This window comes from Streptomyces sp. NPDC021562 (genome assembly GCF_040640875.1).
Taxonomy (GTDB): domain Bacteria; phylum Actinomycetota; class Actinomycetes; order Streptomycetales; family Streptomycetaceae; genus Streptomyces.
The window spans coordinates 92964-116515 of sequence record NZ_JBFACN010000010.1 but is presented as its reverse complement, the minus strand read 5'-3'; the positions used below and the strand labels follow the sequence as shown (position 1 = coordinate 116515).

Here is a 23552-nt window from a genome sequence, read left to right as displayed (position 1 = left end):
CTGTAGTCACTAAAAGTTTCGAGCGGCTATAGTTTTCTTGTGATGGATGAGAACAGGCCAGGCGAGTCCCTGCGGGAGCGCAAGAAGCGGGAGACGCGGCAGCGGATCTCGAACGTCGCGACGGTGATGTTCCGGGAGCACGGCTTCGACCGGGTGACCGTCGCCGAGGTCGCACGGGCGGCGGGCGTCTCGGCGATGACGGTCTTCAACTACTTCCCCCGCAAGGAGGACCTGTTCCTGGACCGCATCCCGGAGGCGGTCGCGGCCTTCGCCGGGGCGGTCCGGGACCGCGCCCCCGGCGAGTCCCCGCTCGCCGCCCTGCGCCGCCTGGCCTTCCGGTTCATCGACGCGGGGCACCCGCTGGGCGGCGTGGGGGAGGGTTTCGCGGGCTTCTGGTTCGTCGTCGCCGACTCCTCCGCGCTGCTGTCCCGGGCCCGGGAGGGCGCGGAGGAGGTGGAGCGGGCGCTGGCCGGAGCCCTCGCCGAGGCCGGCGTGGCCGATCCGGACCTGACGGCGGCCGTGTTCGTCGCCGCCTACCGCACGGTGTGCGTGGTCTCCGTACGGGACGAGCTCGCGGGGGTGCCGTACGAGGAGGTCGCGGCGGACCACCGGGCGCGGATGGCGGCGGCGTTCGACGGCCTGGAGCGGATGTTCCCCGGCGCGTGACTTCTCCCCGCGGCCCCGGCGAGCGGCATGGAAACGGGGGCCGGGGACGTTGCACTGTTGACGCGAGGGGGGTGGCCAGGTGGCCGAACAGGCACGGTGGACGAGGGCGAGACTGGGCCGCTGCGGACCGGCGCTCGACATGCTGACGGCGCGGTTCGACAAACACGTGTACGCCCCGCACACGCACGCCGAGTTCTCGATAGGAGTCTGCGTCGGCGGCTCCGAGGTGATCGCCTACCGGGGTGGCCGCATCAGCACCGGCCCCGGCTCGATCGTCGTACTGGCCCCCGGCGAGATGCACACCGGCGGGCCGGCCACGCAGACCGACGGCTACGCCTACCGCGCCCTGTACGCGGCCCCGTCGCTGCTGTCGGACGGCACCCTGACCCTCGGCACCCCGCACTTCCGCGACGCCGTGGTGAACGACCCGGAACTGGCCGCGGCCTTCCGGCACGCCCACACGGCTCTCTCCGCCTGCCCCGACCCCCTGGAGGCCGAGTCCCGCCTCCCCTGGCTGCTGACGGCCCTGTCCCACCGCCACTCGACGGCCCGCCCGGCACCGGACCACGTGCCCGGCGCCGCCGGGATCGCCCTCCTGGTCCGCGACCGGCTGGCCGACGAACTCACGGCCCCGCCCTCCCTCGCCGACCTGGCCGCCGACCTCGGCCTCTCCCGCTACCAGCTCCTGAGGGCCTTCCGTACGACGATGGGCGTCCCGCCGTACGCCTGGCTGGCCCAGCACCGCGTGGACCGGGCGCGTGGACTGCTGGAGGCGGGACTGCGCCCCGCGGAGGTGGCGACCCTGGTGGGCTTCGCCGACCAGGCCCACCTGACCCGCTGGTTCCGCAGGGTGCTGGGGGTGACCCCGGCGGCGTACCGCAACAGCGTTCAAGACGCGGCCCGGGCCTGAGGCCGATGCTTGCCGCATGACTGCACGCGGCTGGATGTTGTTCTCCCTGATGGGAGTGGTCTGGGGCATCCCCTATCTGATGATCAAGGTGGCGGTGGACGAGGTGTCCCCGTCGACGGTGGTGTTCGCGCGGTGCGCGGTGGGAGCGCTGCTGCTCCTGCCGCTGGCGATCCGCCAGGGCGGGCTGGCGGCCACCCTGCGCACCCACTGGGGCCCGATGCTGGCCTTCGCCTGCATAGAGATCATGGGCCCGTGGTTCACCCTCACCGACGCGGAACGCCACCTCTCCAGTTCGACGGCGGGCCTGCTGATCGCGGGCGTGCCGATCGTGGGCGTGGTGGCGGCGCGGTACTTCGGCGGCGAGCACGAGCACCTGGGCGCCCGCCGGATCGCGGGCCTCCTGATCGGCCTGGCGGGCGTGGGAGTCCTGACCGTCCCCCACCTGACCGGCGGCGACGCCCGCTCGCTCGGCGAGGTGCTGCTCACGGTGATCGGCTACGCGACCGCGCCCCTGATCGCGGCCCGCCGCCTGAAGGACGTCCCGACCCTGCAACTGATAGCCCCCTGCCTGACCCTGGCGGCCCTGGTCTACGCTCCCGCGGCGGCGGCCACCTGGCCCACCTCGATGCCCTCCACGAACGCGCTCCTGTCCCTGCTGGCCCTGGGCGTCCTGTGCACGGCGGTGGCCTTCGTCGCCTTCCTGGAACTCATCAAGGAGATCGGCCCGACCCGCTCCACGGTGATCACGTACGTCAACCCGGCGGTGGCGGTGGCGGCGGGAGCGCTGTTCCTCGGCGAGAGCTTCACCCTGACGATCGCCGCGTCCTTCGCGCTGATCCTGACGGGCTCCGTGCTCGCCACGCTGGCCTCGGCACCTCGGGGAGCCGCGGGGCCGTTGCCGACCGGGCCCGAGGGCGGGGCCGCCACCCGCCGGCTGTTCCGCCGAGGCGGTCCGGACCCTCGCCCGGAACGAGGGGAGGCCCGAGCCCGGTAACATGGCCGACACGGCAGACGAGCCGGGCGGACGGCCGCGTGAAGTCCCTCAGGGGGCTTCCCGAGGAACGTCCGGGCTCCACAGGGCAGGGTGGTGGCTAACGGCCACCCGAGGCGACTCGCGGGACAGTGCCACAGAAAGCAAACCGCCGGGGGTCTCGACCCTCGGTAAGGGTGAAACGGTGGTGTAAGAGACCACCAGTGCCCAGGGCGACCTGGGCAGCTAGGTAAACCCCACCCGGAGCAAGGTCAAGAGGAGCGCGGTGAAAGGCGCTCTGCGGGGACGTTCGAGGGCTGCCCGCCCGAGCCCCCGGGTAGACCGCACGAGGCCGGCGGCAACGCCGGCCCTAGATGGATGGCCGTCGCCCCGGCTCCCGCGAGGGAACCGGGGAACAGAACCCGGCGTACAGCCCGACTCGTCTGCCGCTCTCTGTTGCCACGGCTCAGAGATCAAGGCTGTTCGCCGACGGAGCCGGCGCGACCTGTGACCGGCCCGCGACTCGTCCGAAACGGCCGCGCCGGGGCCCTGCCACGCCCGTAGGCGCGTCTGCGGGCCGTGTGGTAGACCTCCTGGCTGGACTTGGCGCGGGTCAGCGCGGCCAGGTCCTCGAAGAAGTTGAGGTAGGCGTAAGGGTCGCCGCGTATGTGGCGTTCCGCCAGGGCGTACGGGCGCACGGTCTCCCAGGTGCGCAGGATCCGGTAATGGGTGGCGAGGAAGACCAGGTCCTCGTCGACGACGCGGAACGCCACCAGGTAGGCGAGCATCTGGTAGAAGGCGCACACGTGGTAGACGTCGTCGCGGATGGGCTGTTCGAGACCGCTGATGCCCTGGTCGGCACCTTCTCCCGAGGTGAGGTTCGCCCATAATCGCTCTTCGCTGTGGACGAACTCGGCTGACCGCCACTCCCTGAACAAGTCTAGGACAAGGGGGAGTTGGTTGGAGTTGTTCATCAGGCGGATCTGGCGCAGGGTGAGCAGGAGGGTCACGCCGATCGCGGTCATCGACAGGAGCAGGGTCACCACGTTGACGAGCAGCGTCTCGCTGTCCATCCGTCCAGACTGCATCGGTGCATCGTGGGTGACAACAGGTGGGACGCGACCGGGAGTTGGGGCAGACATGGCGACGGCGCTGGTGGTGCAGAACGCCGAGGAGGGAGGGCCCGGGCGGTGGGCCGAATGGCTTCCCGAAGGCGGGGTCGGGGTGGAGGTGGTGCGGGGGTATGCGGGGGAGGTGATGCCCGGGCGGCTGGAGCAGCAGGCGCTGATCGTGCTGGGTGGGCCCTACCTTCCTGACGACGACGAGACGGCCCCGTGGCTCGCGGATGCACGGGCTTTGCTGAGGCAGGCGTTGGACAGGCGGGTCCCGGTGTTCGGGATCTGCCTCGGGGCGCAGATGCTCGCGCAGGTGGCGGGGGGAGAGGTGGCGGGCGGGTACGGCGAACCGGAGTTCGGCAGCACCGTGCTGACGCTGCGCGCGGAGGCGGCCGGGGACCCCTTGTTCCAAGGGCTGTCGGAGCGACCTACCGCGATCGAGAACCACGTGGACGCCATCGTACGGCTGCCTCCGGGGGCACACTGGCTGGCCAGCAGCGAACTGTGCCCCTACCAGGCGTTCCGGGTCGGTGACGGGGCCTGGGGTGTGCAGTTCCACCCGGAGGCCGGACCGGAGCGTATCGCGCAGTGGCCGGAGGGCCGGGCCGAGCGACATGGGGTGGACCGGGAGGAACTGCGGCGGGCGGCGGTGCGGGAGGATGCGGCCGCTGCCCGGGTATGGCGAGAGGTGGCGCTGCGGTTCGCCGCGTATGCCAGAGGTGGCGGCGTCAGCCAGCCGGGCTGAAGCGCATCCTGCCGCTCGGCTCACAGCAGGCGGGGACTGACCGCGACCACCACGCGGTCGCCACGAGCACGGGCAGGTGAGGACCGGCGCAGCGCCGCCATCCTTGCGATCACCGGTACGACGGTCAGAACCTCCAGGTAGCCTCAACGCATCGTCAACGAGGCCCGACGGGCTTCCGCTCCGCCCCGGTGGAGTCTCGAAGGACATGCCCCCACCCGCACGAGTCTCTTCGTGCTGCCTGGGGGAAGTCCTTGCTGTTCCGTGCGTCCGCGAAAACGGTCGCCGTCATGGCACTCGACGGTTCGCTGTTCCTGCACCTGACCGACAATTTCGTCCACATGCACGGCTACCGGCCCGGTGCCTCGGAGGTGAGGTCATGGGAGCGCAGCATCCCTGTCCTGGCCGCCGCGCTGAACGACGCAGGCTTGGGCGACGTCGAGGTCATGCTCGAGTACGCGCTCCCGCTGAACAGCAAGCGTGCGGACGTCGTGCTGGCCGGAGTGCACCCGGTCACGGCAGAGCCGTCGTACGTCGTGGTGGAGCTGAAGCAGTGGAGTCAGGCGCTTCTCCATGAGGACGACCCCACCCTCTGCCATGTCGACGCCTATGCGCATCCGGTCCTCAATCCCATGGAGCAGGTGCGCCGCTACTGCGAACACCTGGTCAACTTCAGCGGGGCGGTAGCCGAACACAGCCACCGGGTGGCCGGAGTGGCCTATCTGCACAACCCCACCGAGTTCGGTGTGACCGGTCTGCGGGAGATCGAGCGCGATGACAACGGCCTGCTCTTCACCGCGGAACGCCGTGGCGCCTTCCTCGACCACCTTCGTACGAGGTTGAGCGACAAGTATCCGGGGGCTCGCGCGGCGGACGAACTCACGGCAGGTGCCACCGTGCCGTCCAAGCAGCTTATGTCCGTGGCCGCTGAGGAGGTGCGGGACCGCACCCAGTTCGTGCTCCTCGACGAGCAACAGGTCGCCTACCGCATGGTGCTCAACGCGGTGGAGAAGGCGAAGCACGCCGATCGCAAGGAGGTCGTCATCGTCACGGGCGGCCCCGGCACTGGCAAGAGCGTGATCGCTCTTCAACTGCAGCGTCGTTCCGCTGGACAGCCAGTTCCGCTGCGGCGGCAGTGACGCCTACGTGCGCTGGGTGGTCCGCCTCCTTGGCCTGGAGCCGGGCGGACCGGTCGTATGGGAACCCGACGACCGCATGCAGTTGCTCGTCGCCGACAGCCCGCAGGAGATGGAAGCGTTCCTCGAAGCTCGTCGGAGCCAGGGTTACGGCGCCCGTATGTCCGCGGGCTACTGCTGGCGCTGGTCCCCGGAACCCAGGCCCGGCGACCCGCTTCCACCCGACGTCGTCATCGGCGACTGGGCCCGCCCCTGGAACCTGCGCGGCGACCGCTCCGTCTCGGGCGCACCCCCGGCCGCCCTGTGGGCCACCGACCCGGCGGGCTTCGGCCAGGTCGGCTGCGTCTACACCGCCCAGGGCTTCGAGTACGACTGGTCCGGCGTGATCATCGGCCCGGACCTGGTCTGGCGCGGCGACCGCTGGATCGCGGATCGGACGGCATCGAAGGATCCGGTCTTCAAGAAGTCCACTCCTGACACTGATGTGGACCGCCTGATCCGTAACACGTACAAGGTGTTGCTGATCCGCGGCATGGTCGGCACGATCGTGTACTCCACGGACTCGGAGACACGGCAGAAACTGCGGCAGCTCACGGGTGGGCCGGCGCGGGAAGCCGTGCCGGCCTGACGGGACGGTCGCGTGCGTTCAGACGGCGTCAGGAACCCAGACGGGTGGATTCCGTTGGGTTTCGCGCAGAAAGCGGTCGACGTCGAATCCGTGCTCGCTCAGCCGGTACCGAGCCGTGTCCAAGTGATGGTCTTCGAAGAGGTGCCGATACCACGGCAGGAGGACGAACGCCTCGACGCTCAGTTCGAGGCGACCGGCTTCCCACAGCGTGGTGAAGCCGTCCGAGGCATTGCCGCCGCGCAGGAGCTGCTTGGCGGCCCCGACACCGCCCAGCTCACCCAGCATCTGTACGAACCGCGTGGGGTTGTAGCCGATTTCCCGCTTGAGACGTTCGGCGCCCCTGCGCATGTCGCCGTGGAACCGGTTCTCTGCTTCGCTCGGCATCCGTCGTGCCCCCTGATCTGCCACCTGTGTCGGGATGAAGGGTCTCACCACTGACCCCTTCGCGGAACGAGTAACAGAACCTCGGCTTCCTGGCGGAAGATACCCTCGTGGGTCAAGGGACGACGACCTCCGTGGCTGGCGTCCTCAGGCTGTAACCCGAGGCCGTCGCGCCGCTGTGAAGAAGTAGCCGTAAGCGACTCGGCGTTGTGCCTGTACGGGGCCGCCGGGACAGTGAGCGGGTGACCTTCGGTCGGTACGTTCCCGGACTCGGACAGGGAGCGGTGGCCTCAGTAGTGGTAGCGGGCCTTGAGGATCTTGACTTCCTTCTCGTCCACCCGGTACACGAGCCGGTGCTCGTCGTCGATCCGGCGTGACCAGTAGCCCGACAGGTCACCCTTCAGGGGTTCCGGCTTGCCGATGCCGGTGAAGGGGGTGCGCTGGATCTCGCCGATCAGCCGGGTGATCCTGCGGGCCATGGCGCGGTCCGAGCCGAGCCAGAACAGGAAGTCCTCCCATGCGGCCGGGTCGAAGTGGACGCTCCTCACCCGTCACCCGCCAGTTCTTCCAGCTCTGCCACCGTCCTGGTGACCACGGCCTCGCCGGCCCTGTCCCGTGCGACGGCTTCCATGAGGCTGCGCGCGTTGGCGGGAGAGCGCAGCAGGTAGACGGTCTCCTGCCAGGAGTCGTAGTCCTCGGCGGACATCAGAACCGCGTCGCCGCTCTTGGAGCTGATGCGCACGGGGGTGTGGTCGTCGTTGACGCGCTTGATGAGGGGGAAGAGCTCCTTGCGGGCCTCGCTGGCGCTTATGGTCATCTGCTGGCACCCCTCTCCTGACGGTACTGAAAAACGGTACCACACTGGTACGAGATTCCGGTACGAGTAGCGGAGGGTGAGTCGTCGGCCGCTTTGCTGGCAATCGTCTGCTGATGGGGCGACCGGTGCTGGACGGGGCGTTGTGTCGCAATGTGTCGCTTCGTGGCGTACAACCTTCCGAGATGCCGTCTGTCTGACCAGACACACACCTACGTGAGCTACCGGGGGTAGTCATGCGACGGCGACGGATAGGCATAGGTACTGCACTGGCCGCGATGATGTTGGCGGGCGGTGGGACGGTGGCCGCTACGGTTCCGGCGGTGGCCGTGCCGGCGGCCGTGGACTGTGCCGTGACGTGGGGGAGCCTGGACAAGAGCGGGGACTCCGTCGTCAACAGGCGGCTGGTCGACGTGCGGGCCGGGCAGCACGAGTGCTACGACCGGCTGGTCTTCGACGCCCAGGGGGCGGGCGCCGACCCGATCAAGTACGACGTCCGTTACGTCGACGTCCTGCACCAGGACCCGTCCGACGCCGTGGTCCCCGTCAAGGGCGGCGCCATTCTGGAGATCTCGCTGTTCTCCTCGCGCTACGACCCGGCGACCGGACAGCCCTACCCGGCGCTGCCCGCCGTCGACGTCACCGGGTACCGGACCTTCCGGGAGTTCAAGGTCACGGGCGGGTCCGAGGGCTACACCCAGGCGGGGCTGGGCGTCCGGGCCCGGCTGCCGTTCCGGGTCTTCCAGACGGCCGACCATCTCGTGGTGGACGTGGCCCACACCTGGTGACCCGCGCTCGTCTGCCGGGCTGGGTGTGAGGCCGTATCGAACGCGGGTCCTCAGCAAGCCGGACGGGGCCTGTCGACGTAACGGACCCGCTTGATCTCGCGCACCGCGCCCAGCGTCGCCCACTCGTCCCTGCCGAGCCGCGCCAGCGGCCGCAGCAGCTCGATGGCGGGATGTCCGTCGACGAGCATCTCGCGGCGGACGGCAACGTGCAGCACCCGGCCGAAGACGAGCGTGGCGTCACCGATCCGCAGGGTGCTGTGCAGCCGGCACTCCAGCGCGGCCGGCGCCTGTGCGACCCGGGGTGGTCCGACCGACAGGCTGGGCTCTCGCCGGACGCCGAGGGCCTCGAACTCGCTGATGCCACGCGGGAAGTCCGTGCCCGTGGCATTGATCGTCTCGAAGCCCTTCTCGCAGGCCGGGTTGACGACGAACTCGCCGGTGCGGCGCCAGGCTGTCGACCTCGTCACGCCCGAAGGCCGCGTTCGGCGGCGTTGTAGGGGGGCATCAGCTCGTCCTTGTAGCGCTGCACCATCTCGGCGCGCTTGGCTTCGGGGGTCGTCGGCGGCGGCGATGTCACGACGGAAGATCACGTTGGCGGCGCCCTCCCATTTCGCTGTGCGTGGCGCGATGGGTCGGCTAGGCCGACTGCTTGTTCCGTCCGATGAAGCCGATGGACAGCAGCAGGCCGAGCAGGAGTGCCGCGGAGGCGATGATCAGCGCGGTGCGGCTCCCCTCCGTGGGTCCGGAGGCGGCGTGCAGCACCGAGCCGAGTACCGAGACTCCGATGACGGCACCGGTCTGGCGTGCGGAGTTCAGCACGCCTGACGCGATGCCGACCTGCTCCTTCGGCGTGGCCGAAACCGTCGCCGTCACCAGGGAGGGAATCGCGAAGGACACCCCGAAGCCGAAAGCCAGCAGGGCGAGCCCGATCAGCAGGGTGTTCGCCGTTCCCGTGCCCGTGATGCCGGCCGCGAGAACGGCCGCGCCGACCGTCAGGAGTCCGAAGCCCAGAACGGACGGCTTCCGCGGCCCGGATCGCGCGACCAGCCGGCCCGTGTAGACGGGGTTGAAGGCCGTCGGCAGGGTGAGCGGCAGGAAGGCGCAGCCGGCCAGCAGGGCAGAGAGGCCACGTGCCTGCTGGAAGTAGAGGGACATGACGAACAGCAGCCCGGACAGGCCGAAGTTGACGAGCAGGCCGTTGAGGACACTGGCCGAGAAGGTCGCGTTGCGGAAGAGCATCAGCGGGAGCATGGGGCCGCGCGGCCCGGCCGGTCGGCGTTCCACGACCAGGAAGGCGGCCCCGGCCACGACGGCGACCGCGAGCGCCGCCAGCACCGGCTTCGAGCTCCAGCCGAGGTTCTCGCTCTGGATCACGCCGAAGGTGAGTCCGGCGAGCGCCAGCACCGCGCTGATCTGGCCGGGCAGATCCACCCCGCGACTGGTGTTCCGCTTGGTCTCGGGCGCGTGGGCGCGCGCGACGAGCACGCTGACCAGCGCCACGGGCACGTTGATGGCGAAGATGCTGCGCCAGCCCAGCGCGTCGGTGAGCACGCCGCCGAGGACTGGTCCGGCGGCCAGCGCGGCGCCGGTGATGGCCGCCCACGAGCCGAGCGCGCGGGCGCGCTGAGCCGGGTCGGTGAAGGTGGTGGCGATGACGGCCATGGAGGAGGGCAGCAGTGCCGCGCCCGCGATCCCCAGCAGGGCGCGCATGGTGATCAGCACGCCGAGGTTCGGCGAGAAGACCGTGATCAGCGACGCGAGCAGGAAGGCCCAGGTGCCGACGACGAAGACCCGGCGGCCGCCGAACCGGTCGGACAGCGCCCCCATCGTGAGCAGCAGTGCGGCGAACGTCAGGGTGTAGCCGTTGACCACCCACTGCAGCCCGGACAGTCCGCCGCCGATGTCGCTGCGGATGGCGGGCAGCGCGACGTTCACCACACTGGTGTCGAGGAGAACCATGAAGTAGCCGAGCGAGAGCCCGACGAGCAGCAGTCGCCGGCGTCCGGGGTTCTCGGCGAGCGCCTCGCTGGAGACGCCGGAGGCCTGCGTAGTTGGCGCAGACATGACACACCTTTCATGGAGCGGTAATGGCCGGGTTGGAGAGTGGTGGCCGTCGAAGAGGTTGGAACAACAGCTTGACAACAGCGGAAGCCGATCGGAAACGGGAGCTTCCGATGGCATCATCGGGAGAACCGATGCCGACGCCGGGGGGACAGCATCATGCAACTGCGGCAGCTCAGTACGTTCCGAACAGTGGCCGACGCCTTGAACGTCACGCGCGCCGCTGAGCGGTTGAACTACGCGCAGTCGAGCGTGACCGAACAGATCAAGGCGCTGGAACAGGATCTGGGTGTGCACCTGTTCGAGCGATCCAACCGCGGTCTGCGGCTCACCCCGGCCGGCCGTCGCCTGGTCGACTACGCCGAGAAGATGCTCTCCCTCGCCGAGGAGGCCAGGGCGGCCGTCACCGAGGTCGGCAGCCCCGGAGGGGAGTTGCTGATCGGGGCACCGGAGACGCTGTGCGTCTATCGGCTCCCCTCCCTGCTCACCCGCTTCCGTGAGGACTGCCCGAAGGTGCACGTGGTGCTTCGCCCGGGCAACCGGGAGGAGTGCCGCGGCGGCGTGCGTGACGGAGCCCTGGACCTCTGTTTCACTTTCGGTGCGCCCCCGGACCATCCGGACCTGGAGAGCATGCCGCTGGTGCCGGAACCGGTCGTCGTCGTGGCACCCAAGGACCACCCGCTGACGCGGCGGGAGTCGGTGACCAACTCCGACCTCGCCGGTGTCGACTTCCTGGTGACGGAGTCGGGTTGCAGCTACCGGCTCATGTTCGAGGAGGCCCTTGGGTCCGCGCCGGGACCCCGCCCTCGGGTTGCGGCGGAGCTCACCAGCATCGGCGCCCTGCGGACGTGCGTCGCGGCCGGCATGGGCTGTGCGTTGCTGCCGCAGATCGCGGTGGCCGCGGACCTGGCCCGGGGGGCCGTCGGCCTGGTCCCGTGGCAAGGACTGCAGTACGAGGCCCCGATCCACGCGACCTGGAGGCGCAACGGAGAGCAAGCACCAGGACTGCTGCCCTTCCTCGACGCCATCAGGACGCTGCTGGGCCGGGACGCCACCACGCGCCGGGACCAGGGGTGAGGCAGGGACCGCGCGCCTGCGCTCACTGCTCGGCCAGAAGCAGGCGGTCCTCGTCCAGGGTGACCAGGCGCCCTCGGTAGCCCGCGGTCAGGGCCGCGAACCAGATGGCGGGCCTGGCACCCACCTGCGCCCGCTTGATCTCCAGTGGTCCGTCCGTGCTCACCTCGACGTAGTCACCGGCCCGGCGGACGGTCATGTCCTGGTTCTCGGCGGCCTCCACGAAGGCACTGAACTCGGGAATGTCGAGCACGTACAAGGTGGTCATCGGTTCTGCTCCTCGGTGTGGGCTCGGGACAGCTCTCCCTTGCGGCGCCACATCTCCTCCACGGTCGGCTTCCCGTTCCGGGTGACGTCGGACAGGGCGCGCAGGGTGAGTTCGGCGTCCCGGGCGTCGATCGGCGCGAACGGGCGCAGTGGGCGGGTGATCTCCAGCTGGATCCCGTTGGGGTCGTCGAAGTAGAGGGACTCCAGCAGCTCGTGCGCCAGGGGCGGCGTGACCCGCACACCGTGCGCCTTGAGCCGGGCCCGCCATGCGAGCAGTTCCTGCTCGGTGTCGACGTGCAGGGCCAGATGCCGGGACCGGTGCATCAGGTCACCGGGCTGCTCCTCCTCGGGAAGACCGAAGTAGTAGAAGAAGGCAAGGTGGTCGCCATTGCCGAGGGCGAAGAAGAAGTGGACGAAGTCGGGGAAGCTCTCGCTCACCCAGCCGGTGGCGGTGATGGCGTGAACCAGGGGGAGACCCAGCACGTCACGGTAGAATCGCACGGTCTCCTCAGGCTTCCAGGTCACCCAGGCGAGGTGGTCCACGCCCTTCAGGCGGAGGGCTGCCGGCTCCGGCGGCAGCACGACCTCGGGTACTTGGTCGGTCATGGATCGACTCCTTGACGATCGAAGGTGGGCTCGGTCCATCAGGCGGTTCGGCCGAGGGTGGGTTCTGCGGTGGGCCGTGGGGCGGCGAACAGCTCCAGCAGCTGTTTGCGGTCGACCTTGCCCACCGCCGTCAGCGGCAGCGCCGGCGCGAGCCGCAGTTCGTCCGGGTGTTTGAAGGCCGCGACCCCGCCTTCCTCGAAGTGCGCCCGGATACGCGCCAGCGTCGGTTCCGAGCCGGGTAGGGGAACGATGCACACCCCCACGCACTCCCCGAGGACGGGGTGGGGCAGGGCGACGGCGGCCGCGTCGGCGACCCCGGGCACCCGGCGGACAAGGTCTTCCACCTCGTCGATCGCGATCTTCTCGCCGCCCCGGTTGACCTGGTCCTTGATCCGCCCCTCCACCACGAGGTTGCCACTCGGGTGACGGCGCACCAGGTCACCGGAGCGGTACCAGCCGTCCGGCGTGTAGGCGCGGGCATTGTGCTCCGGCGCGCGGAAGTAGCCCCGCGGCGTGTAGGGGCCCCGCGTCAGCAGTTCACCGGTCTCTCCCTCCTCGACGGGCCGGCCGTCGGGGCGGACGATCAGGAGCTCGTCCGCTTCGGAGATCGGCCGGCCCTGCGTGGTACCGGCCACGAACGGCGGGTCGGTCAGCCGGGTGTAGTTGAGCAGCCCCTCGGCCATCCCGAACACCTGCTGAAGGGTGCAGCCCAACGTCGGGCCGAGGCGCTGCGCCAGGTCGGTGGGCAGCACCGACCCCCCGACCTGCAGCACCCGCAGGCTCTCCAGATCCCGGCCGGCGGCATCGGCGGCCTCGAGCCAGGTACGGGCGACGGCCGGGACCACGGAGGTGACCGTGACCCGCTCCCGGGCCAGTTCCGGGAAGGCGATCGCAGCGCGCGGCGACGGGCACATCACGACCCGGCCGCCGACGGACAGGGCGCCGAGCACCCCCGGACAGCCCAGTGCGAAGTTGTGGGCCACCGGCAGCACCGCGAGGTAGACGGTCTCCGCGCAGAAGGCGCAGATCTCGCCGGAGCGACGCACGTTGTACTCGTAGTCGTTGTGGGTCCGCGCGATGATCTTCGGCAGGCCGGTCGTCCCGCCCGAGAGCAGGAAGAACGCGACCTCCTCGGGCTCCGGGGCCAACGCGTCGAGCCGGCAGCGCCGTTCCACGGCGCCGGGCACCGGGCTGAGCATCGCCGACAGATCCAGATGTCCGGGATCCGGCTCGCCGCCGAGTACCAGCACCGGGCAGCTCCGCCGGCGTTCCGCGGCTATCCGCGCGGCCAGCGACTGGTGGTCGAAGCCACGCAGAGTGTCCGGTACCACGATCGCCGCGACGTCCGCGAGGTCCGCCAGATAGGCCAGCTCGTGTTCCCGGTGCGCCGGCAGCGCCAGCAGCGGCGCCACCCCGATCCGCTGGCAGGCCAGGAACAAGCCCAGGAACTCCCAGCAGTTGGGCAATTGCACCAACAGGTTGTCGCCGTTCTCGAGACCTAGCTCGAGCAGACGCTCCGCCAACGAGTCGGTACGCTCGGCGAGTTCGAGATAGCTGAGCCTGATCGCGCCGTCCACCACCGCGGTGCGGTGCCCGAAGCGGTCTGCCCAGTCCCACACCCAACTGCCCAGCGGTCGCCGTCGCCACAGTCCCGAGGCGACGTACCGGTCGGCGGCCTCCCGAGGCCAGCCGACCACGCCGGTGCGCATCATCTTCTCCCCCTCCCTTGTGGGTGCCGCCCGGCCGGCAGCTCGTGCAGGCCGGGCGGCAATCGTGGGTCCAGTCGTCCGGCAGGCCCGGTCGTTCAGCCCGCCGGGGCCGTGAGACGGTGGTCGGAGCCGGTCAGCCGACGAGCGGCTCGATCAACTCCGGCTCCTGTCCCTGCGTCTCCTCGGTGCCCGCGGCCTGCAGCAGCTCGAACAGGAACTCACCGATGGCGGCCACCGTGGGGCGGTCCCAGAGCAGGGTGCTCGGCAGCGAGAGCCGGAAGATCTTCTCCAGCCGGCGCCGGATCACCACGGTCATCACCGAGTCCAGGCCCATCTCCATGAGCGGGCGGCGGACGTCGAAGGTGTCCGGATCGAACTTCAGCTCCCCGGCGACCTGGGCGCGGACCTCGTCCACCAGGTAGCCGCGCAGCTCCTCGGGAGCGAGCGCCGCCCACTCGGTCTCCGCCTGGCCCAGCGTGTCGGCCTCGGGGACCGCCAGCTCGGCCAGGAGCCGAGGCCGTGCCGCTCCGGGCTCCGGCGGCAGGATCCGCATCGCCGCCGCATAGGGCAGGTCGTACCGGGAGACGAACTCCCAGCTCCGGAAGGCCTCGGCGGCCGAGATGTCTCCGGTGCCGCGGGCGGCCAGCTCGATGTCGATCAGTTCGGAGGAGGTCGACATCCCCAACCCGCGCCAGGAGGTCCAGGCGACGCTCAGCGTGCGGTCGCCGAGTGCCGCGCGGTGCCAGGCCAGCGCGTCCAGGAAGGCGTTGGCCGAGCCGTAGCTGGCCTGGCCGGGCAGGCCGAGAAGCTGGCCGCAGGAGGAGAAGAGGACCATGAAGTCGAGGACGCCTGCGGGGAAGAGCTCGTGCAGGGCGAGGGCGCCCGCGGCCTTGGGCCGCAGCACGGCGGTCAACGACGCCTCGTCGACGTCGACGGCCATCCGGTTGTCGAGCACACCGGCCGCGTGCACGACGCCGCGGATCGGGGGCAGCCCCAGCGCCTCCGGGGCGAGCGCCGCCGCGAGGGCCTCGTGGTCGGCGACGTCGACGGCGACGGTGCGCACCGTGACGCCCAATCCCTCCAGCATCTGCACCGCGTCGACCCGCCGGCGTGTCGCGGGGTCCGTGACCGTGCTCCACTGCGAGCGCGGCGGCAGGGCCGTCCGGCCCGCCAGGACGAGGCGGCGGGCCCCTCGGCCCGCCAGCCACGCGGCCACCTCGAGACCCAGCACCCCGAGACCACCGGTGACCAGGTAGGTGCCGTCGGCACGGCACTCCAGGGCGGCTCGTTCCGGCTCCCGTTCGACCGCCACCAGCCTCGGCACCTCGCGCAGCGCCCCGCGCAGGGCGACGACCTCCTCACCGGGGTGTCGTCCGGCGTCTTCGCGGACCAGGTCGACCAGGCCCGCCAGCTCCTCGTCGGTCGGACGTGAGGAGAGGTCGACCACCCCCGCGAACAGGTCCGGGTGCTCACCGGCCAGCACCCGGCCGAGACCCCACAGCACCGAGTCGCCCAGCACTTCCTGCTGCAGGCTCTCCCGGACGCCCCGCGTCACCGCACGCACGACCGGACGCTCGCCGGCCTGCTGTCGGGCCAGCCACTGAACCGTACGGGTCAGCAGCCAGGAGGCAGCGACCCCGGCCGCGGCCGGCCCGTGCTCGCGGTCCGGAACGACCAGGACCGCGGTCTCGCGGCCGACCGTTCCGAGCTCCTCCGGGCCGGCGGCCGCCCGCCAGGCGACGCCTGCCCGCGAGAAGCCCTCACCGATCAGCGGCGCGGCCTCGGGGTCGCCCAGCAGCACCACTTCGGTCAGCGGCCCGTGGTTGGCCGTCGCGTCCCCCGCCTGCCAGGACAGTTCGCTCACCAGGCGGCGCGGGCTCGCGGTCGCGCCCGGATCGCCGTCGAGGACGCCGTAACGCAACCCGCCGAAGCGGGCGACGACCTCGCCGTCGGAGTCGGCGATCAGCACGTCCACGGTGTCCACCGCGGCCATACCGTCGACGCAGCGCGCGTGCAGGACGACCTCCGCAGGGCAGTCCCCGAGCAGAGCCACCTCGTGCATGTGGGCCGGCATCCGCAGGACGGGGCTGCCCGGGAAGGTCACCGAGGCGATGGAGAGCGCGGCGTCGAGGACACTGGCCCAGGAGGGCGGCGTGGAGCCGTCCGGCGTTGCACGGACGACAGCGGCCAACTCGCCCTCGCCCCGCCGCATTTCACGCACCTGCCAGGGGAAGCCCATGGCGGCCACGCCGATGCCGGCGAGTCGGTCGATCACGTACTCCTCGGGCAGCACCTCCGGGCAGCGCGAGCGGATCTCGGCCGGGTCCAGCCGGCGCGCGCCCACCCGGGTGGCCGGGGAGACCACCGCGGTCGTGTGGGTGAGCCAGGCGCCGTCCGAGTCGGCCTCCTCGGCGCCGACGATGCGCGAGGCGATGCGCAGCGCGCCCTCCTGGAGCACCACCTGCACCTCGCGCGGGGTGCTGACGGCCACCGGCACACGCAGGTTGACCTCGGTGAGACCGGGGAACGCGGCCCCGTCCGCGGCGGCGGTGAGGAACGTGTTCAGCAGCACCGTCGCGGGGATGATCTCGACGCCCTGGACCGGGTGGTCGCCCGGATAGGGACGGCAGCTCTCGTCGAGGTAGGTCTGCCAGAGCCGCGACGGGGTGGTGCCGTTGACGGTGACCCTGCGGCCGAGCAGGGTGTGGCTCAGCGGATCGTGCTGTCCGCCGCCGAGCTGGGCCGTCGGCGCGGAGCCGTACCAGAACGGCCGGTGCTGCCAGGCGCGGACCGGCAGGTCGACCAGCGTGCCGCGGACGGTCGCGGACCAGTCGACCGGGACGCCGTGGCTGAACAGGGCGGCGGCGTTGGCCAGCAGGGTGTCGAGTTCCGGCTTGTTCCGGCGCAATGTGTGGGCGACGACGATGTCGTCGATGCCGGCCTCCTCCAGGGTCTCCACGATCGAGTGTGCGACCACGGGATGGGCGGAGACCTCCAGGAAGGCGCGGTGCCCGTCCTCGGCGGCCGCCTGCACGGCACCGGCGAAACGGACCGGGTTGCGCAGGTTGGCGGCCCAGTAGTCACCGTCGCGCGGGGCGGTGCTGCGCGGGTCGGCCAGGGCGGTGCTGTAGACGGGGATCACCGGCTCGTTCAGCCGCAGGTCGTCGGCCGCCCGTCGTAGTTCGTCGAGCAGCGGGTCCATGTGGTCACTGTGGAAGGCGACGTCGGAGGCGACCCTGCGGACGGTCAGGCCCTGTGCCTCCCAGCCGGTGGCGACCGCCGCGACGGTGTCGACACCGCCGGCTGCCACGGTGGAGCCAGGGGAGGCGGCGATGGCGGCGCCGATGCCCGCCCGGTCGGCCAGGCGCTCCTCGACCTCGTCGAAGGGCAGGTTCACCATGACCATCGCGCCCTTGCCCGCGACCCGGCGCAGCAGCGCGGAGCGCCGGCAGATCAGCCGGGAGCCGTCGAGCAGGCTCAGGATGCCGGCCTCGACCGCGGCGGCGAGTTCGCCGACGGAGTGGCCGATCACAGCGGACGGCCGCAGGCCGCGGGAACGCCACACGGCGGAGAGCGCCACCTGCATCGCGAAGATCATCGGCTGGATCCGGTCCACTTCGACGAGATCTCCGTCGATCAGCACCTGGCGGGGAGAGAAACCGATCTCCTCCAGGAAGACCGGCCCGATCTCATCGAGCACGGCGGCGAACACCGGTTCGCGCTCCAGGAGTTCACGGCCCATGCCGATCCACTGGGCGCCGTGGCCGGAGAACACCCAGACCGCGTCGCCGGCCGCGGGAAGTACGGCACCGGTCTCCACCCCGTCCTCGGGGCGCTGTTCGGCCAGAGCGGTGAGCCGCGCCACGGCCTGTTCCCGGTCGGCCGCCACGACGGCGGCGCGGGACTGGACGTGGTCGCGGTGCACCGACAGCGTGGACGCGACGTCGGCCAACGGCGTCCCGGCGCCGGTTGCGGTCAGCCACCCGGCCAGGCGCCCGGCCTGGGCGCGTACGCCCGCCTCGGTGGCCGCGGACAGCGGCAGGAGCAGCGTGCCCGAGGTGTCGCTCCCGGCCTGCTCAGGGGCTGTCGGGGCGGGGGCCTCCTCAAGGATGAGGTGGCTGATCGTGCCGCCGTAACCGTAGCCGGAGACACCGGCTCGGCGCGGGCGGTCGCCGGCCGGCCAGGGGGTGGGTTCGGTGACGACCTTCAGCCCCGCCTCGTCCCACGGGATGGCCGGGTTGGGGGTGGTGAAGTAGTCGGCCTGCGGCGGGATCTCGCCGTGGTGCAGTGCGAGCACGGCCTTGATCAGCCCGGCCACGCCCGCGCCCGCCTCCAGATGCCCGATGTTGGGCTTGACGGAACCCACCAGGCAGGGCCGGTCGGCCGGCCGCGGGCCGAAGACCTGGGCCATCGCTCCGACCTCGATGGGGTCACCGGCCCGGGTGCCGGTTCCGTGCGCCTCGACGTAGTCGACGGTGGCGGGGTCGATGCCGCAGGACCGGTAGGCCTGGCGCAGCAGGTGCGCCTGCGCCTCCTCGCTGGGCGCCATGATGCCGTTCGTGCGGCCGTCCTGGTTGACCGCGCTGCCGCGGATGACCGCGAGGATCCGGTCGTCGTCGCGCTGCGCGTCGGAAAGCCGCTTGAGCACGACGACGCCGGCGCCCTCACCGCGGCCGTAGCCGTCGGCAGAGGCGTCGAAGGACTTGCTGCGCCCGTCCGGCGAGACCGCGCCGGCTGCGTCCAGGACCATGGTCAGCCCAGGGCCGGCCATGATGTTCACACCGCCCGCCAGTGCCACCGGGCACTCGCCGGAGCGCAGCGCCTGGCACGCCAGGTGGAGTGCGACCAGCGACGCGGAGCAGGCGGTGTCCACCGCCAGGCTCGATCCGCGCAGGTCGAGCGTGTAGGAGACGCGGTTGGCCACCGCGCAGAAGGCCGCGCCGATCCCCGTCCACGCCTCGATCCGCGGCAGGTCCTCCAGCATCCGACGCCCGTAGTCGTCGGAACCCACGCCTATGAAGACGCCCGCGTCCCCGCCGGCCAGCGAGCGTGGCCGTATCCCGGCGTGCTCGAGCGCCTCCCAGGCGACCTCGAGCACGATGCGCTGCTGGGGATCCATCAGCTCCGCCTCACGGGGCAGGATGCCGAAGAAGTCGGCGTCGAAGCCCGCGATGTCGTCCAGGAAGCCGCCGCTGCGCGTCACCTTGCGCAGAGCCGCGGCGTTCTGGGGGCCGGCCTCCTCGTAGGACTCCCAGCGCTCCTGCGGCACTTCCCCGATACCGTCACGGCGCTCCATCAGGAGCCGCCAGTAGTCCTCGGGAGAGCCGACGCCGCCGGCGAACCGGCAGCCCATGCCGACGACAGCGATCGGTTCCGGCGTTCTTCGGACGGCGTGCGTCGACTCGGCCTCTTTCGACGGGCGCTGCGCCTCGTCGGGCTCGTGGGAAACAGTCATCTGGGCAATCTCCACTCTCGGTAGGGCTTGGCCGTGGTGGTGAGCGGTGGGGTGAGAAAGGACCTGCTGCGTCAGCAGGGCGAGAGCGCCAGAGGCCACGACGCCACGGCGTCCACGCGCCCTGCGACGAGCGCTGTGTGCAGACGGGCGGGCCAGTTGTCGGCCGCGTGCCCCGGCGCGTCGAGGGCCCAGCCGTCGACGGCGTCGATGATCAGGGGGAGTCCGGACTCGGTCCGAAGGCGGTCGGCCAGTTCCAGGACCACCGTCCACTGGTCTTCTCCCGCTGAGGCGGCCGGCTTCGTCGCGGTGCCGGGCTCGGGCAGCCGCAGATGGATGCCGGCCGCGCCTGCCGCTGCGGCTGCCGACGCGCAGGCGGACAACCGGTCGGCCTGCTGTCGGGTCGGACGGCCTTCGGGGCACCGGAGGCCGATGAGAAGCTGCCGGCCGGCTTCCCGCGTGGGCAGCGCGGCCACGACGCGGGTGAAGGTGTCCGGCGTTGGTTCGTGGAGCAGCAGGACCAGTACCGGCAGTTCCAGGAGCCGGTCCTGTGGCTGTGCCCGGACCTCTTCGCAGTCCACGACCGCGCCGAGCAGCGCACCGGCGAGCCCGGCCTCGCGTACGGCCGTGCGCCACTCCTCGCTTCCCCCGGAGACCGGCCCGGCCTCCGGACCGGTCCGGAGGCCGGGCCGCCGGGCGGCGCTGCTCCAGTCGGCGAGAACCAGGCCGTTTCCTGCCAGCGCCCGAGCCACGCAGGCGGCCGGCTGGGCGGCCGACGGAGGAACCACACTGAGCATCCGATTGCGGATTAACGTTTCGCCGAGCCGCAGGGGGAAGGCAAGCGCGTGCGGTGCGCGGCCCTTGGCCGTCGACGTGTCGGACCCGGCCGCTGCGGCGCCGAGTTCGCGGGCCTCCAGGGCGAAGGCCGACTCCGCCGCGGCGACACGTTCGGGATGGCGGCGTCGCAGGCCCGCCAGGCTGATCGCAGGCGTACGGGTCAGGAAGTGGAACCCGAACCTCTCCGGGTCCCGGTCGACCCGCTGTGCGAAGGTCTCCCACCAGCGCATGCTGGGCGCCGCCCAGCCTTGGGTGCGGGCCACCTCCGGTCGACGGGCCTGCTCGTACGACTTCAGAGCCGGGGCCAGGTCGGCGGGTGTGACGGTTCGCGGGCCGTTGCCGCCCCACTCTCCGAGTGCATCGGCCAGACCGATCGCGTCCTCCATCGCGAGCTTCGTTCCCGAGCCGACGGAGAAGTGAGCGGTGTGCGCGGCATCGCCGAGGAGCACCAGGTTGTCGTGCCACCAGACCCGATTGCGGACCAATCGGAAATTCGCCCAGCGACTGTTGTTCACCAGCAGTGGATGTCCATTGAGATGGTCGGCGAAGACCTGCTCCATCAACTGCTGAGAATACTCGTCGCTCTCGCCCGGGCCGCTCGCCCGTTCCGTCGAGACATCCATTCCGGCGGCGCGCCAGGCCTGCTCGTCGGTTTCCACGATGAAGGTGCTGAGGCCGTCGGCGTATGGATAGGTATGTGCGGCGAAGACTCCGAATGCGGTTTTCACGAACGGGAATGTGACGCGCTCCATCGGTGCTGTGGTGCCGTACCAGATGAACTTCGCGGAGCCCTGCTCGATCCTCGTTCCGAATGCTTCCCTGCGAGCGTCCCTCGTGGCAGAACCAACCCCGTCGGCCGCCACGACGAGCTGGTGTTCGGCGACCAGTTCCGCCGCGTCCGCCTCGCTGCGGTGGTCCAGCTGTGCACCGCTGGCCAGGGCCTGCTCCTGCAGGATGTCCAGGAGAACACGTCGGGCGACGGCCGTGAAGCCGTACCCGCCGTACCTGAGCTCCCGCCCGCCGACGCGCACCTCCATGTCGTGCCAGGAACGGCTTGCCGCAACGATTCGCTCATGCGTCTCAGGGTCCGCCGCATGCAGCGCCGACATTGTTCGGTCGGAGAAGACGATTCCGAACCCGAATGTCGCCCCCACGGGGTTCCGCTCACGTACGTGGACCCGCGCCGCTATTCCCCGCATCAGCAGGAGGCGGGCCAGGAAAAGTCCACCGGGCCCTCCGCCGATCACCCCGACATCAAGCATTATTCCCACTCCAGGACGCTGGGCGAACAGTCACTCGATTTGTCGCTGGATTGAGTGTTACGCAGATGCATCAAGCCACACTCAAGCGAGGATCAAGCGGCCTGGTGATTTGCATTCCTTTTGCCATGCAGGGGTATTTCGATGGGGTGATATCGGCTACCGCGCACCACCTTCGGGGCCACGGGCCAGGCGAGGCGGCTGCGCCGGTTATGCTGCCCCGTCTCGTCAGGTCAGGGAGGAACGGCATCATGAGCGGCACCCCGATACCGCTGCCCGAGCGGATCGAGCTCGCGGACGAAGGGCTCGTGCTGCGTGACTGGACGGAGGCGGATCTGGCCGCGATGCCGGAGCTGTTCGACCATCCCGACATCGCCTACTGGACGCCGATCGTCTCACCCTTCGACGAAGCGGCCGCCGTCGCGCGGCTGGAGCGGGCCCGGCAACTGCGGGCCGAGGGTACGACCATCCTGCTGGCCGTCACCGTCGACGGCGGCGCGCCGCTCGGCGAGGTGATGCTGCGGCTGGGCCCCGAGGGCGGGGAGATCGGCTACGCGATCGGCCCGGCGCACCGAGGTCAGGGGCTGGCGGTGCGGGCGGTGCGGGTCATGGCCGCGTACGCGATCGGGCAACTGGGCGTGCGGCGAGTCTTCCTGGAACTGGAAGCCGAGAACGCCGCGAGTGTCGCCGTGGCCACCAAGGCGGGGTTCCGCCTGCTCGACGTACCGCTGATCGAGGGGGAGGAGAAGGGACGGCCCTTCGCCCTGCAGACGTGGGGCCTGACGCCGGGTTCGTGACACGGGAGCGGAGGGTGACGCGCCGGCGCGGCAGGCCGTGGCCGAGGTGCTGACCCGGGCGTCGTCGTTCTGGTCGCGGGCGGCCGGCGTGAGCGGTGGTGGAGCGAGGCGGTCGGTGTTTTCGAGGCACTGCCGTACTGGAGCGGCGAACGGTCCCGGTGAATCAGCGCCTGCGTCAACGGGTTGTGACCGACGGGCGGTGAGATGTCCCGTAGGTGCGTACTCTGTAGCCCGCATCGAGCACATCGAAGAGAGGCCGGCCGTATGTCTGAGTCACCGAGCACCGAACTGGCCTCTCAGTACGCTGAGCGCATCCAGCAGGACCTCGACCTGAACGCTGCCGAGATCGCCGCCCTCGAAGCTCAGTTGCGCGCGTTGCGGGAGAACAGGGTGGTGCTGGAGCGGCTGCGGCAGGCGCTGGGCCCGCAGGCAGGGGCTGCCGCCCCCGACGCCGCGGAGGGAGCCGAGTCGTCCGAGGCCAGGGAAGCCGACCCCGCCCCCGCCTCCCCCGGTGACGCGAAGGGCGCGGAGGTCACCGTGGCCGTCGTACCGCGTCAGAAGACCGGGCCCGCGTCGAGCGGCGCGGCGGACTCCGGCAGCGCCAAGGCGAGCGCCGACACGGCAGGTCGAGGCAGGGCCCGCTCCCGCAAGGCGAGCCCCCGCAAGGCGAGCCCCCGCAAGGCCGGGACCGACAAGGCGACCCCTGCCGAGGCGTCCTCGTCCGAGGCGAAGCCGTCTCTTGTCGGCGCCGTGCGCGCGTATCTCGAACAGCAGCGGGAGCCGCGCTCCGCGGTCGAGGTCGCCGAGGCGATCAGGTCCGGCCAGCCCGGCCGGACCATCAAGACGACGGTGATCCGTACGACGTTGGAGAGCCTCGTCGCCAGGAACCTCGCCCAGCGCAGCAAGCAGGGCAGGTCGGTGTTCTACACGCCGACGGCAGCGGCGCAGGACACCGCCTGAGAGCCTGACCCTGACCCCGGGCCGCACGCGCGTCAGGGCGTGAGCGAGCGTTCCCGTACCCGGGCCAGGTGCCCCTCGAAGACCTCCCTCGCCTCCGGGGTCAGGGTGCGCAGGGCCACCAGTGCCGTGATCACCACGTCGCACAGTTCGCCCTGCACGTCCTCCCAGGAGTGGGTGACGCCCTTGCGGGGGTTCTGGCCGGTCGCGCCGATCACCGCCTGGGCGACCTCGCCGACCTCCTCGGTGAGCTTGAGCATGCGCAGGACGAGGCCGGTCTCGCCGTCGTGCTCGCGGTGGGCGTCCAGCCAGGTCCAGAGGTCCTCGACCGAGGTCCACAGGTCCGGCGTCGGGTCAGGGGGCGCGGTTCGCTGTTCCGTCAT

20 protein-coding genes, 1 other RNA gene and 2 pseudogenes are annotated in these 23552 nt (G+C 70.9%); 10 read left to right on the top strand and 13 right to left on the bottom strand.

Going from position 1 to position 23552, the window contains the following annotated elements; genetic code table 11:
- Window positions 1-42: 42 nt before the first annotated feature.
- The 4 genes from AB0G52_RS17540 to rnpB all read left to right on the top strand — a co-directional run bounded on the left by AB0G52_RS17540 (window position 43) and on the right by rnpB (window position 2992).
- Window positions 43-666, top strand: coding sequence for a TetR family transcriptional regulator (locus AB0G52_RS17540; protein ID WP_361337190.1), 624 nt, complete (start codon window positions 43-45; stop codon window positions 664-666).
- Between the two features lie 79 nt (window positions 667-745).
- A complete protein-coding gene (locus tag AB0G52_RS17535) occupies window positions 746-1576 on the top strand; it encodes an AraC family transcriptional regulator (protein ID WP_361337189.1) in 831 nt (276 codons plus the stop codon).
- Between the two features lie 16 nt (window positions 1577-1592).
- Window positions 1593-2570 (top strand): DMT family transporter, encoded by a 978-nt coding sequence (locus AB0G52_RS17530; protein ID WP_132886492.1) that lies wholly within the window; start codon window positions 1593-1595, stop codon window positions 2568-2570.
- Window positions 2571-2588: 18 nt separating this feature from the next.
- Window positions 2589-2992: RNase P RNA component class A (rnpB, locus tag AB0G52_RS17525), an RNA gene on the top strand.
- A gap of 27 nt (window positions 2993-3019) precedes the next feature.
- Here rnpB and AB0G52_RS17520 read toward each other — a convergent pair.
- Window positions 3020-3634, bottom strand: coding sequence for a hypothetical protein (locus tag AB0G52_RS17520; protein ID WP_361337188.1), 615 nt, complete (start codon window positions 3632-3634; stop codon window positions 3020-3022).
- 52 nt (window positions 3635-3686) lie between these two features.
- Here AB0G52_RS17520 and AB0G52_RS17515 point away from each other — a divergent pair, with 52 nt between their 5' ends.
- The gene (locus AB0G52_RS17515; protein WP_361337187.1) at window positions 3687-4406 is read left to right on the top strand and encodes a type 1 glutamine amidotransferase; all 720 of its coding nucleotides are present in this window, start codon (window positions 3687-3689) and stop codon (window positions 4404-4406) included.
- Between the two features lie 251 nt (window positions 4407-4657).
- Window positions 4658-6167 (top strand): annotated as a pseudogene (locus tag AB0G52_RS17510) (DNA/RNA helicase domain-containing protein).
- A gap of 18 nt (window positions 6168-6185) precedes the next feature.
- Here the strand turns inward: AB0G52_RS17510 and AB0G52_RS17505 are convergent.
- From AB0G52_RS17505 to AB0G52_RS17495, 3 genes are all read right to left on the bottom strand, one after another.
- A complete protein-coding gene (locus AB0G52_RS17505; protein ID WP_361337186.1) occupies window positions 6186-6551 on the bottom strand; it encodes a hypothetical protein in 366 nt (121 codons plus the stop codon).
- A gap of 287 nt (window positions 6552-6838) precedes the next feature.
- Window positions 6839-7096 (bottom strand): Txe/YoeB family addiction module toxin, encoded by a 258-nt coding sequence (locus AB0G52_RS17500; RefSeq protein WP_093503681.1) that lies wholly within the window; start codon window positions 7094-7096, stop codon window positions 6839-6841.
- A complete protein-coding gene (locus AB0G52_RS17495) occupies window positions 7093-7365 on the bottom strand; it encodes a type II toxin-antitoxin system Phd/YefM family antitoxin (protein ID WP_361337185.1) in 273 nt (90 codons plus the stop codon). Before AB0G52_RS17495 ends, AB0G52_RS17500 begins: the two co-directional genes overlap by 4 nt.
- A gap of 278 nt (window positions 7366-7643) precedes the next feature.
- On the opposite strand from AB0G52_RS17495, the gene AB0G52_RS17490 reads away from it, so the two are divergent.
- Window positions 7644-8150 carry a hypothetical protein gene (locus AB0G52_RS17490; RefSeq protein WP_361337267.1) on the top strand — a complete coding sequence of 169 codons (507 nt, stop codon included), beginning with the start codon at window positions 7644-7646 and terminating at the stop codon, window positions 8148-8150.
- Window positions 8151-8200: 50 nt separating this feature from the next.
- Here AB0G52_RS17490 and AB0G52_RS17485 read toward each other — a convergent pair whose 3' ends face one another.
- The 3 genes and pseudogenes from AB0G52_RS17485 to AB0G52_RS17475 form a co-directional block, all read right to left on the bottom strand.
- Entirely contained in the window at window positions 8201-8617 is a 417-nt protein-coding gene (locus tag AB0G52_RS17485) for a flavin reductase family protein (RefSeq protein WP_361337184.1), read from the bottom strand.
- A 5-nt stretch (window positions 8618-8622) separates the two neighbouring features.
- Window positions 8623-8755, bottom strand: a pseudogene (locus AB0G52_RS17480) (carboxyl transferase domain-containing protein); the annotation flags it as partial.
- A gap of 31 nt (window positions 8756-8786) precedes the next feature.
- A complete protein-coding gene (locus AB0G52_RS17475) occupies window positions 8787-10214 on the bottom strand; it encodes an MFS transporter (RefSeq protein ID WP_361337183.1) in 1428 nt (475 codons plus the stop codon).
- Window positions 10215-10370: 156 nt separating this feature from the next.
- Between AB0G52_RS17475 and AB0G52_RS17470 the strand changes: the two genes are divergently transcribed.
- Window positions 10371-11288 carry a LysR family transcriptional regulator gene (locus AB0G52_RS17470; protein ID WP_361337182.1) on the top strand — a complete coding sequence of 306 codons (918 nt, stop codon included), beginning with the start codon at window positions 10371-10373 and terminating at the stop codon, window positions 11286-11288.
- 22 nt (window positions 11289-11310) lie between these two features.
- Here AB0G52_RS17470 and AB0G52_RS17465 read toward each other — a convergent pair whose 3' ends face one another.
- The 5 genes from AB0G52_RS17465 to AB0G52_RS17445 all read right to left on the bottom strand — a co-directional run bounded on the left by AB0G52_RS17465 (window position 11311) and on the right by AB0G52_RS17445 (window position 21418).
- Entirely contained in the window at window positions 11311-11553 is a 243-nt protein-coding gene (locus AB0G52_RS17465; protein ID WP_361337181.1) for a hypothetical protein, read from the bottom strand.
- Window positions 11550-12158 carry a VOC family protein gene (locus tag AB0G52_RS17460; protein ID WP_361337180.1) on the bottom strand — a complete coding sequence of 203 codons (609 nt, stop codon included), beginning with the start codon at window positions 12156-12158 and terminating at the stop codon, window positions 11550-11552. Before AB0G52_RS17460 ends, AB0G52_RS17465 begins: the two co-directional genes overlap by 4 nt.
- A gap of 38 nt (window positions 12159-12196) precedes the next feature.
- Window positions 12197-13870: an AMP-binding protein gene (locus AB0G52_RS17455; RefSeq protein ID WP_361337179.1), complete on the bottom strand. Its 1674-nt coding sequence runs from the start codon at window positions 13868-13870 to the stop codon at window positions 12197-12199.
- A 130-nt stretch (window positions 13871-14000) separates the two neighbouring features.
- Complete coding sequence (locus AB0G52_RS17450; protein WP_361337178.1) at window positions 14001-19322, bottom strand: beta-ketoacyl synthase N-terminal-like domain-containing protein; 5322 nt, start codon at window positions 19320-19322, stop codon at window positions 14001-14003.
- 71 nt (window positions 19323-19393) lie between these two features.
- Window positions 19394-21418, bottom strand: coding sequence for an FAD-dependent monooxygenase (locus tag AB0G52_RS17445; protein WP_361337177.1), 2025 nt, complete (start codon window positions 21416-21418; stop codon window positions 19394-19396).
- Window positions 21419-21666: 248 nt separating this feature from the next.
- On the opposite strand from AB0G52_RS17445, the gene AB0G52_RS17440 reads away from it, so the two are divergent.
- Both AB0G52_RS17440 and AB0G52_RS17435 read left to right on the top strand, forming a co-directional pair.
- Window positions 21667-22212: a GNAT family N-acetyltransferase gene (locus AB0G52_RS17440; protein WP_361337176.1), complete on the top strand. Its 546-nt coding sequence runs from the start codon at window positions 21667-21669 to the stop codon at window positions 22210-22212.
- Window positions 22213-22476: 264 nt separating this feature from the next.
- Entirely contained in the window at window positions 22477-23172 is a 696-nt protein-coding gene (locus AB0G52_RS17435; protein ID WP_361337175.1) for a hypothetical protein, read from the top strand.
- 32 nt (window positions 23173-23204) lie between these two features.
- On the opposite strand, the gene AB0G52_RS17430 is transcribed toward AB0G52_RS17435, so the two are convergent.
- Window positions 23205-23552: a MazG-like family protein gene (locus AB0G52_RS17430; protein WP_132886464.1), complete on the bottom strand. Its 348-nt coding sequence runs from the start codon at window positions 23550-23552 to the stop codon at window positions 23205-23207.

What these genes read in the sequence shown, in the direction of transcription:
- AB0G52_RS17465 (WP_361337181.1), bottom strand. Translation starts at nt 11,553, where the DNA reads ATGACCACCTTGTACGTGCTCGACATTCCCGAGTTCAGTGCCTTCGTG.
- AB0G52_RS17450 (WP_361337178.1), bottom strand. Translation starts at nt 19,322, where the DNA reads ATGACTGTTTCCCACGAGCCCGACGAGGCGCAGCGCCCGTCGAAAGAG.
- AB0G52_RS17430 (WP_132886464.1), bottom strand. Translation starts at nt 23,552, where the DNA reads ATGACGGAACAGCGAACCGCGCCCCCTGACCCGACGCCGGACCTGTGG.
- AB0G52_RS17530 (WP_132886492.1), top strand. Translation starts at nt 1,593, where the DNA reads ATGACTGCACGCGGCTGGATGTTGTTCTCCCTGATGGGAGTGGTCTGG.
- AB0G52_RS17540 (WP_361337190.1), top strand. Translation starts at nt 43, where the DNA reads ATGGATGAGAACAGGCCAGGCGAGTCCCTGCGGGAGCGCAAGAAGCGG.
- AB0G52_RS17445 (WP_361337177.1), bottom strand. Translation starts at nt 21,418, where the DNA reads ATGCTTGATGTCGGGGTGATCGGCGGAGGGCCCGGTGGACTTTTCCTG.
- AB0G52_RS17515 (WP_361337187.1), top strand. Translation starts at nt 3,687, where the DNA reads ATGGCGACGGCGCTGGTGGTGCAGAACGCCGAGGAGGGAGGGCCCGGG.
- AB0G52_RS17520 (WP_361337188.1), bottom strand. Translation starts at nt 3,634, where the DNA reads ATGCAGTCTGGACGGATGGACAGCGAGACGCTGCTCGTCAACGTGGTG.
- AB0G52_RS17475 (WP_361337183.1), bottom strand. Translation starts at nt 10,214, where the DNA reads ATGTCTGCGCCAACTACGCAGGCCTCCGGCGTCTCCAGCGAGGCGCTC.
- AB0G52_RS17505 (WP_361337186.1), bottom strand. Translation starts at nt 6,551, where the DNA reads ATGCCGAGCGAAGCAGAGAACCGGTTCCACGGCGACATGCGCAGGGGC.
- AB0G52_RS17455 (WP_361337179.1), bottom strand. Translation starts at nt 13,870, where the DNA reads ATGATGCGCACCGGCGTGGTCGGCTGGCCTCGGGAGGCCGCCGACCGG.
- AB0G52_RS17460 (WP_361337180.1), bottom strand. Translation starts at nt 12,158, where the DNA reads ATGACCGACCAAGTACCCGAGGTCGTGCTGCCGCCGGAGCCGGCAGCC.
- AB0G52_RS17470 (WP_361337182.1), top strand. Translation starts at nt 10,371, where the DNA reads ATGCAACTGCGGCAGCTCAGTACGTTCCGAACAGTGGCCGACGCCTTG.
- AB0G52_RS17490 (WP_361337267.1), top strand. Translation starts at nt 7,644, where the DNA reads ATGTTGGCGGGCGGTGGGACGGTGGCCGCTACGGTTCCGGCGGTGGCC.
- AB0G52_RS17435 (WP_361337175.1), top strand. Translation starts at nt 22,477, where the DNA reads ATGTCTGAGTCACCGAGCACCGAACTGGCCTCTCAGTACGCTGAGCGC.
- AB0G52_RS17495 (WP_361337185.1), bottom strand. Translation starts at nt 7,365, where the DNA reads ATGACCATAAGCGCCAGCGAGGCCCGCAAGGAGCTCTTCCCCCTCATC.
- AB0G52_RS17440 (WP_361337176.1), top strand. Translation starts at nt 21,667, where the DNA reads ATGAGCGGCACCCCGATACCGCTGCCCGAGCGGATCGAGCTCGCGGAC.